The organism is Streptomyces sp. NPDC016640 (assembly GCF_043076215.1).
In the GTDB taxonomy this organism is placed as follows: Bacteria; Actinomycetota; Actinomycetes; order Streptomycetales; family Streptomycetaceae; genus Streptomyces.
Genome location: NZ_JBIBRG010000021.1, coordinates 22,406 through 31,260, shown reverse-complemented (window position 1 = coordinate 31,260; position 8,855 = coordinate 22,406). Strand labels below are relative to the sequence as shown.

At 72.5% G+C, this 8,855-nt stretch carries 8 protein-coding genes; 5 read left to right on the top strand and 3 right to left on the bottom strand.

Annotated features, from left to right (window positions below; all coding sequences use genetic code 11):
* Positions 1–81 precede the first annotated feature (81 nt).
* Positions 82–459 (bottom strand): hypothetical protein, encoded by a 378-nt coding sequence (locus tag ACF07S_RS31535; RefSeq protein ID WP_391966823.1) that lies wholly within the window; start codon positions 457–459, stop codon positions 82–84.
* A gap of 1 nt (position 460) precedes the next feature.
* Positions 461–916, bottom strand: coding sequence for a YbaB/EbfC family nucleoid-associated protein (locus tag ACF07S_RS31530; protein WP_391966824.1), 456 nt, complete (start codon positions 914–916; stop codon positions 461–463).
* 777 nt (positions 917–1,693) lie between these two features.
* Between ACF07S_RS31530 and ACF07S_RS31525 the strand changes: the two genes are divergently transcribed.
* On the top strand, positions 1,694–3,379 hold the full coding sequence (locus tag ACF07S_RS31525; RefSeq protein ID WP_391966825.1) for a ribonuclease J: 1,686 nt from the start codon (positions 1,694–1,696) through the stop codon (positions 3,377–3,379).
* A gap of 115 nt (positions 3,380–3,494) precedes the next feature.
* Complete coding sequence (locus ACF07S_RS31520) at positions 3,495–4,223, top strand: spermidine synthase (protein WP_391966826.1); 729 nt, start codon at positions 3,495–3,497, stop codon at positions 4,221–4,223.
* A gap of 198 nt (positions 4,224–4,421) precedes the next feature.
* Here ACF07S_RS31520 and ACF07S_RS31515 read toward each other — a convergent pair whose 3' ends face one another.
* Entirely contained in the window at positions 4,422–5,501 is a 1,080-nt protein-coding gene (locus ACF07S_RS31515; RefSeq protein ID WP_391975733.1) for a LacI family DNA-binding transcriptional regulator, read from the bottom strand.
* Positions 5,502–5,669: 168 nt separating this feature from the next.
* On the opposite strand from ACF07S_RS31515, the gene ACF07S_RS31510 reads away from it, so the two are divergent.
* Genes ACF07S_RS31510 through ACF07S_RS31500 form a run of 3 tightly spaced genes read left to right on the top strand, consistent with a single transcriptional unit; the run spans position 5,670 to position 8,835 of the window.
* The gene (locus tag ACF07S_RS31510; RefSeq protein WP_391966828.1) at positions 5,670–6,998 is read left to right on the top strand and encodes an extracellular solute-binding protein; all 1,329 of its coding nucleotides are present in this window, start codon (positions 5,670–5,672) and stop codon (positions 6,996–6,998) included.
* A complete protein-coding gene (locus ACF07S_RS31505; protein ID WP_391975732.1) occupies positions 6,995–7,990 on the top strand; it encodes a carbohydrate ABC transporter permease in 996 nt (331 codons plus the stop codon). Before ACF07S_RS31510 ends, ACF07S_RS31505 begins: the two co-directional genes overlap by 4 nt.
* On the top strand, positions 7,987–8,835 hold the full coding sequence (locus ACF07S_RS31500; protein WP_391966830.1) for a carbohydrate ABC transporter permease: 849 nt from the start codon (positions 7,987–7,989) through the stop codon (positions 8,833–8,835). The genes ACF07S_RS31505 and ACF07S_RS31500 overlap by 4 nt, the downstream gene beginning before the upstream one ends.
* The last annotated feature ends 20 nt before the right edge of the window (positions 8,836–8,855 follow it).

The following is an 8,855-nucleotide window of genomic DNA, read 5'->3' as shown; positions in this document are numbered from 1 at the left end:
CCGGGAATGCCCTGGGAACCGTACGGGCAGCACGCGGTGGCCGCTCCCGGCAGAGCGCGGGAGCGGCCGGCGGTACGCAGGTCAGCGACGGCCATGCCCGCCCGGGCCGCCCTCGCCGTTCAACCCCTCGGAGTCGATCCGGTTGTTGCCCCGCTCGATCTCCTCGATGTGGTGATCGCGGGTGTCCTTCATCATCCGGACCTGACCGACCGTGGCGTCCGTGATGCCCACCAGCGCATCGCGGATGGACAGCATGGTGTCCTTGGTGGTCTGCCGCTCCTTCTGCTCCTGCGGCTTCGCCTTCTCGGCGAACTCACCCTCCGTACCCGGCCAGCTCACCGTCGGCGCCAGCTCGTCGAGGAACTCCTCGGTCATGCTCCTGGCCAGGTCCCCGATCTCCTCCAGCTGCCGCGCCAGGGCCTCGATACGGTGCGGGTCGACGTAGTACCGCTGTCCCATCTCAGTCCTCCCCGTCCTCACCGAGCGCGTCCCGCCAGGCCGGGGCGGCCTCGCCACCACGTGCCGTGTCCTCGTCGTCCTCGTCCAGCACCCCGGGCCCGAAGATCCGCTCCCAGTCCAGCTCGAAGCCCTTCAGCTCCGGCACGTCGGCACTGGGCTCGGTGAAGGGCGCCATCGCCTTCATCACGTGCCGGTTCATCTTCAGGCGCGCGGCGGCCGCCGCTTCGAGCACACTGGCGGCCAACTCCTGCGGAGACATGTCACGGTACTTGTTCTCCAGGAACTCGATCCCGCTCAGCTCGCCCTGCGGACCCACGGTGGCACGCACCGCCCGGTCGGAGGAGACCACGGCGAAAGACGACTGCCGCAATTCACGCTCCGTACGAGCGACCGCCTCCTGAGCCGCCTGGAGTTCGGCCATCGCCTTCTCCAAACGCTTCTCCAGCGGCTCCGTCACGCCGACCCCACCCTTCTGCGCCGAACTCTTCCCATGTCCGGCCCGGCATCCGGTTCGTCACATGCCCCACTGATCTTGCCTGGTGAAGTACCGGCCACGGAAGCCGGAACCGGGTGGCGTCCGTCTCAATGGCCGCACCCGGTGACGGCCCGACGACGGTGGCGGCCGGGGGGCCATCAGAATGCCACAGCGGTCCTGCGCGCAGGGGCCCGCGCCCCCTCCGTATGGAGTCCGCACGTGCCCGATCGGCGCCCGTTCAGCGGACGTTGCGGGCGCAGCGCGGCAGGGGCGGACAAAACGACGCCCGGCGGCCGGCGCCGGCGCACGACCACCCCGGGGAACCGTGGACGAGCACGTGATGGACGCGCCGAGGATCCCCGGTGCCCGGCACGACGCCGGGATGCGCCGTGTCCACCCCTGCGCGCGTTCCGCGCCACCGGCCGGCCCCGGTCCTCGGCGGCCCTGCCCTGGACACCGAGGGGTGGCCCGGATCCCGGACGCCGGGGTGCGGCCCGGCTCGGCGGAGATCCGGGGGGGGCGGGGAGCGCACGGCACGCCCCGTTCGGCACCGGACCCGGTGATCCACCGCATCACGGAGCACCGGTACCGTCCGCCCGGGAAGTCCTGCCGCGCGGCGTCCGGGACGGCGGGGACCGACACGGCCGGGGCGCCGGCCCCGGCCGGGCGAGGCACCGGGCCACCGGGTGGCGTCGGCGCCGTCCCCCGACCGGACGGGCCGTGGATCACTCCCGGGCCGCTCACCTGTAGCGTCGGGGTATGAGCCATCCACACCCTGAGCTGAAAGCCGCCCCGCCGCTCCCGAAAGGAGGGCTGAGGATCACCGCCCTGGGCGGTCTGGGCGAAATCGGCCGGAACATGACCGTCTTCGAGCACGCCGGAAAACTGCTGATCGTGGACTGCGGTGTGCTGTTTCCCGAGGAGACCCAGCCCGGCGTGGACGTGATCCTGCCCGACTTCACCTCGATCCGTGACCGCCTGGACGACATCGCCGCCATCGTGCTGACCCACGGCCACGAGGACCACATCGGCGGCGTGCCCTACCTCCTCAGGGAGCGGCGCGACATTCCCGTCGTCGGCTCCAAGCTCACCCTCGCCTTCCTCGAGGCCAAGCTCAAGGAGCACGGCATCAGGCCCCGCACGGTGCGGGTGCGCGAGGGCGACCGGCGCGGCTTCGGCCCCTTCGACTGCGAGTTCGTGGCCGTCAACCACTCCATCCCGGACAGCCTCGCGATCGCCATCCGCACCGGCGCCGGCATGGTGCTGCACACCGGCGACTTCAAGATGGACCAGTTCCCCCTCGACGACCGCATCACCGACCTGCGCGCCTTCGCCCGCCTCGGCGAGGAGGGCGTGGACCTGTTCCTCACCGACTCCACCAACGCCGAGGTGCCCGGCTTCACCACCTCCGAGCGCGAACTGAACCCCGCGATCGAGCAGGTGATGCGGACCGCGCCCAGGCGGGTCATCGTCTCCAGCTTCGCCAGCCATGTGCACCGCATCCAGCAGATCCTCGACGCCGCCCACCAGCACGGCCGCAAGGTGGCCTTCGTGGGCCGCTCGATGGTCCGCAACATGGGCATCGCCCGCGAGCTGGGTTACCTCAAGGTCCCGTCCGGCCTGGTGGTCACCACCAGGGAACTGGAGAAACTGCCGGACCACAAGGTCACGCTGGTGTGCACCGGGTCCCAGGGCGAGCCCATGGCCGCGCTGTCCCGGATGGCCAACCGCGACCACATGATCCGCATCGGCAAGGGCGACACCGTCCTGCTCGCCAGCTCCCTCATCCCCGGCAACGAGAACGCCATCTACCGGGTGATCAACGGGCTGACCCGGTGGGGCGCGAACGTCGTCCACAAGGGCAACGCCAAGGTGCACGTCTCCGGCCACGCCAGCGCCGGCGAACTCGTCTACTGCTACAACATCGTCAAGCCGCGCAACGTCATGCCCGTCCACGGCGAGTACCGCCACCTGCGGGCCAACGCCGAGCTGGCCGTCCGTACCGGCGTCGACCCCGAACGGGTCGTCGTCGCCGAGGACGGTGTCGTCGTCGACCTCGTCGACGGCCGTGCGTCCATCACCGGCAAGGTGCCCGCGGGGAACGTCTACGTGGAGGGCATGGAGGTCGGCGGCGGCACGGAGGCGTCCCTCAAGGACCGCCGCACCCTCGCCGAGGAAGGTGTCCTCACGGTCGTGGCGCTCGTCGACGCGGACACCGGCGCGCTGGCCGAGCCCCCGGACTTCCTGGCCCGCGGTTTCGTGCACGACGAGGCCACCTTCGATTCCGCCGTCCCCGTCATCGAGAAGGCCCTGGCCACCGCGGCCGAGGAGGGCGTCGGCGACGCCCGTCAGCTCGAACAGCTCATCGCCCGCGCCGTGACCAACTGGGCCTTCCGCAGCCACCGCCGCCGGCCCCTCGTCATCCCCGTCGTCATCGACGCCTGACCGGGCCGTACCCCGTCCCCCCGGCGCCCCGGCGGGGGGACGGACGGCGAGCACCCCGCGCCGGACGCCGCCGGCCCCAGCACCACGGCGCCGACGGCGTCGGAGAGGCGAACCGATGAGCCTGCGTTTCCAGGAGATCGACTGGCAGCCGACACCGATCGGTGACATCAGTCTGCGGCGGCGGCGTCACCCGGAGTCGGGCGAGGACGTGTACGAGGTGAAACTCGGCGACGAGTTCCTGATGTCCAGCCTGTTCACCGCCGGTGAGATCGCGCTGGCGGAACTCGCGCTGGCGGAGGCGCCGGGCACCGCACTGGACGTCGCCGTCGGCGGGCTCGGACTCGGCCACACCGCCCGGGCGGCGCTGGACGACCCCCGCGTCCGCTCGCTGACGGTGATCGACGCGCTCGCCGAGGTCATCGACTGGCACCGCCGCGGCCTGGTGCCGCTCGGCGCCGGGCTGGCGTCGGACCCCCGCTGCCGCCTGGTGCACGGCGACTTCTTCGCCCTGGCGGCCGGTCCGCACGGCCTCGACCCGGACGGGCCCGGCCGCCTCTTCCACGCCGTCCTGCTGGACGTCGACCACTCGCCGCGCCATGTGCTCCACCCGCGCCACGCGGCCCTCTACCGGCCCGACGGGCTGCGCGCCCTGGCCGGGCACCTCCACCCCGACGGCGTCTTCGCCCTGTGGTCGAACGATCCGCCCGACGACCGGTTCGTCTCCACGCTCACCGAGGTCTTCCCCCGCACGGCCGCCCACGTGGTCGAGTTCGACAACCCCCTGCAGGGCGGCACCTCGTCCAACACCGTCTACCTGGCCGTCAAGGGACCCGCCGCGCCGTAGGAGCGTGCGCCCGCCCACCCGGGCGGGCGGGCGGGCGGACAGCACTCCTCGACGAGCGGGAACACCACGCCACCGCGAGGACCCCCGCGCCCTGCCGGGACGGCTACGGCGGCCTCGGCGAACCGGGCGGCACGGCGGCGGGGAGGCCGGACCGCCCCGGCGTCCCCCGGGGCTTCCGCCACCGCGCTCCGGCCGGTGTCACGCCCGGCGTTCCCGGTCGCCTTCCCGGTCACCGGGCCGCGGAGACGGGGCCGGTGCCGGGCCCGTGCTGCCCCGCGGGACGAGTTCCACCGGCAGGACCACGTGCCGCTCCCGATGCGCCTCGGGGTCGTGGATCACGCGGTGGGCCAGCTCCGCCGCCGCCTCGCCCAGCCGGCGGGCCGGCTGGGCCATCGTGGACAGGTCCCACGGTTCGGCCATGGCATGGCCGTCGAAGCCGAGGATCGACATCCGCTGCGGCACCGGGACGTTGACGCCGCGCAGCACGGTGAGGAGCCTGAAGGCGATGTCGTCCGTCTCGGCGAAGATCGCCGTGGGCGGCTCCGCGAGACTCAGCAGCCGCCCCATCGCCGCTTCCAGGCTCGGCCCCTGCCAGTGGGCGACCTGGCAGACGAGGTCGTCGTCCCGGCCGACGCCCGCCTCGGCCAGGGCCGTGCGGTACCCGTCGAGACGGGCTCTGCTGCTCCAGGCGAAACCCGAGGCGTCCACGGGCTCCAGGTAGGCGATGCGCCGGTGACCGAGGTTGAGCAGGTAGCGGGTGCCGCGCCGGGCGGCCTCCACGTCGTCCACGTAGACGCCGGCCCTGCCCTGTTCGTGCTGGCTGACGAAGACCAGGGGCATGCCCAGGTCGTCCAGGCGCGCCCGCTCCTCGGGGGAGAGGGCGAAACTGACGACGAGCAGGGCGTCGGCGTTGCGGCGGGCCGGCAGCCGGTCGAAGAACCGGGCGCGCTGCTCGGCGGTGGTGACGCTGTAGACCAGCATGTCCAGGCCGGCCGCGTCGAGGGCGGGAGCCATGCCGGCGAGCGCCGCGCCCAGGAACCAGGAGTCGAGGTTGGGCACGAGCACGGCGACCCGGCCCGTCCGCCCCGTGGCCAGGCTGGAGGCGCTGCGCGAGATGGCGAACGACAGCTCGCGCGCCGCCTGCTCCACGCGCGCCCGGGTTTCGGGGGACACCGTCGACAGGCCGCGCAGGGTGCGCGAGACGGTCGAGGGAGACACTCCGGCCCGCCGGGCGACGTCCGCCAGCGTGGCCCCCTTCTCAACGGCTTCACCGACCATGTTCGGGACGCTAACACAGCAACCACCCCACCAGGTCAGACAGGGTGACAGCGCTGTCATCGAAACTTCCCCCAGCATTCGCACGGTTGTGACCGTTGACACACCATCCGGACGCTCCCTACGGTGACAGCGCTGTCATCAGACAGCCCGAGAGGGGAGGAGTGCGCCATGTCCCTGCATCGCAGAGCACTGCTGACGGGCGCCGTGAGCGCCGCCGCGGCGGGTCTGCTGTCCGGATGCGGAGGGAAGGACCTCGACGACCTGCTCGCGCGGGCCGCGGCCGTTCCCACGGAACCGGCCCGGCTGACGTGGTGGGTCTCCGAGATCCCCTCGCGCCGGGGCGCCGTCGTCGCGGATCTGATCATCCGCGCCTTCGAGCGGCGGCATCCCCGTATCCGCGTCTCGAAGATCAACGCGCTGTCCACCTCGGACGGCAACCGCAGTGCCATCGCCACCCAGCTCGCCGGCGGCTCCCCCCAGCCCGACGTGTACCTGGGCGACACGACGTGGCCCGCGCAGTTCGGCCACTCCTCGCTCGCGCTGCCGGTGGAGACACTGCTCCCGGACGGCTTCTGGGACGCCTACCCGGCGGCCCTGCGCACCGGCTCCACGTACCGGGGCAAGGTCTACGCGGTGCCGTTCTTCACCGACAGCACCTACCTCTTCTACCGCAAGGACCTCCTCGCCAAGCACGGGCTGCGCGTCCCCCGCAGCTGGGAGGAGCTGCTGCACACCTCCCGCACGGTGCAGCGGGCCGGTGACACGGAGGCCGGGTTCCTGTGGCAGGCGGCGGTGACCGAGTCGCTGACCGCCAACGTCACCGAGTTCCTCGCCGACGCGGGCGCCGCCGTCCTGGACGGGCGGGGCCGGGCCGTACTGGGCGGCGCCGAGGCGGAGCGGGCGTTCTCGCTGATGGCCGAGTTCACCGCCCGCGGGGTCACGCCCCGCACCGTGGCCACGTACGAGGAGTCGGACGCGCAGGACGCCTTCGTCAACGGGCGCGGGCTGTTCCTGCGCAACTGGTCGTACGCCTGGGTCAACGCGAGCACCCCCGAGGTCTCCCGGGTCGCCGGGAGGATCGGGGCGGTGCCGCGTCCGGGCTTCGAGGGCACCGGCCGTTCCGGCGTCTCCTGCGCCGGCGGCTGGAGCAACTTCGTCAACCCCAGTTCCCAGGAGCTGGGCGCCGCCATGGAGTTCGCCCGGTTCTGCGCCGGGGAGGAGGTGCAGCGCCTGCTCGCCCGGGAGGCCGGTGTCATCCCCGCGATGTCCTCCGTGCTCGACGGCCCGGAGGCGCGCGCCGCCGGTGACCCGACCGTCCTGCGCGCCGCCGACCTGCGACTCGTCGCCCGGCCCGTGCAGACGCCGTACTACCCGCAGGTCAGCAAGGCGCTGTACACCCCGGCGAACGCGGTCGTGCGCGGCCGCCTCTCCCCCGCGGACGGCGTCCGCGCCGCACGCGAAGGGCTGCGTACGGCCCTGGAAGGAAAAGCGCTGTGAGTTCCGTACTGCACACGAAGACGGCGGGGACGCCGCCGGAAGGCGGGGGTGACGGTGCGCGCGCCGGGGCCCCGCGGAAGTCCCCGGGCGCGCCCCCGGGCTCCACCGCCCGCCGCCGCGCCCGCACCGGGTGGCTGTTCGCCTCCCCCGCCCTCCTGGTCATCGCCGCGGTGACGGTCTTCCCCGTCGTCTTCTCGCTGGTGCTGTCGTTCTGCGAGGTCCGGCTCGAGTACGGCGGCCTGCGGTTCGGCTCGCCCACCCTCGCCCACTACGAGGCGCTCCTGACGCACCCCGAGTGGTACCGGGCGCTGGCGTTCACGCTGGGCTTCACCGTCGTCTCGGTCTCCGTCGAGCTGGTCCTCGGAACGCTCACGGCGCTCGTCCTGGAGCGGCTCGGCGCCGGCCGCGGCTGGATCCTCGCCCTGCTCCTGCTGCCCTGGGCCCTGATCAACGTGATCGCCGCCCAGCTGTGGTCGTACCTGTTCAACGGCACCTACGGCGCGGTGGGCTGGCTGTGCGAGCAGGTGTTCGGCACCCAGCCCGACATCCTCGGGCAGCCGGTGCCCGCGATGGCCGCTATGGTCGCCGTCGACGTGTGGAAGACGACGCCGTTCGTCGCCATCGTCGTCCTCGCCGGTCTGATGCTCATCCCGGGCGACGTCTACGAAGCCGCCGAGATCGACGGCGCGAGCGCGTGGACCACCTTCTGGAAGGTCACGCTGCCGCAGCTGCGGCCCATCGTCGCCATCGCGGTCCTCTTCCGCATCCTCCAGGCGTTCGGGATCTTCGACCTGCCGTTCGTGCTGACCCAGGGCGGCCCGGGCACGGCCACCCAGTCGGTGGCGATCCTCGGGTACCGGATCCTCTTCCAGAACCTCGACTTCGGAGGCGGCGCCGCCGTCGCGGTCACCACCGCCGTCATCGTCCTGGGCTGCTGCCTGCTGTTCCTGCGCGTCTTCCGCGCCCAAGTCGACGAAGGGGGCCGGGCATGAGCCGCCACGTCCCGCGCACCGGCGTGCGCCGTTACGTCAACGCCGTCAACGCCGGCGGGCTGCTGATCGCCGTGTGCGCCACGCTGCCCCTGGTCTGGATGGCGTCCGCCTCCCTGAAGGGGCCCGGCGAGATCAGCGCGACGCCGCCCACCCTGCTGCCGAAGAACCCCACGCTCGGCAACTACGAGACCGCCTTCGACCGCAACGGGATCGGCCACTACTTCCTCAACAGCGTGGTCGTGGCCTGCCTCTCCACCGTGCTGATCCTGTCCCTGGCGTTCTTCGCCGGATACGCCCTCGCCCGGCTGCCGCTGCGCGGGCGCGGGGCCGTGATGACGGCGCTGCTGATGCTGTCGGTCTTCCCGCCGATCGCCCTGCTCGTACCGCTGTTCCTGATGGAGCGCCAGGCGGGGCTGCTCAACAGCTACCCGGGCCTGGTCATCCCGTACGTGGCGCTGAACCTGCCGTTCGCGATCTGGATCATGCGCAACTACCTCAGCGGCATTCCGGCCGAGCTGGAGGAGGCCGCCGTCGTCGACGGCGCCGGCCCCCTGCGCACCGCCCTGACGGTGATCCTGCCGCTGGCCCGGCCGGGGCTGTTCACGGCCGGCGTGTTCTCCTTCACCGCGACCTGGTCGGAGTTCCTGCTCGCGCTCACCTTCAACGGCTCCGACGACCGCCGCACCGTCTCCGTCGGCATCGCGCTGTTCACCAGCCAGTACCAGGTCCCGTACGGGGTGATCTTCGCCGGCGCGATGGTGGCCACCGTGCCGATCGCGGTCCTGGTGCTGATCTTCCGGCGGTCGGTCGTCTCCGGCATGACCACCGGCGCCGTGAAGGGCTGAGCGACACCGCGCGGAGCCCC

Coding starts and splice junctions, on each gene's coding strand:
- ACF07S_RS31515 (WP_391975733.1), bottom strand. CDS start 5,501: ATGGTCGGTGAAGCCGTTGAGAAGGGGGCCACGCTGGCGGACGTCGCC.
- ACF07S_RS31535 (WP_391966823.1), bottom strand. CDS start 459: ATGGGACAGCGGTACTACGTCGACCCGCACCGTATCGAGGCCCTGGCG.
- ACF07S_RS31500 (WP_391966830.1), top strand. CDS start 7,987: ATGAGCCGCCACGTCCCGCGCACCGGCGTGCGCCGTTACGTCAACGCC.
- ACF07S_RS31525 (WP_391966825.1), top strand. CDS start 1,694: ATGAGCCATCCACACCCTGAGCTGAAAGCCGCCCCGCCGCTCCCGAAA.
- ACF07S_RS31520 (WP_391966826.1), top strand. CDS start 3,495: ATGAGCCTGCGTTTCCAGGAGATCGACTGGCAGCCGACACCGATCGGT.
- ACF07S_RS31510 (WP_391966828.1), top strand. CDS start 5,670: ATGTCCCTGCATCGCAGAGCACTGCTGACGGGCGCCGTGAGCGCCGCC.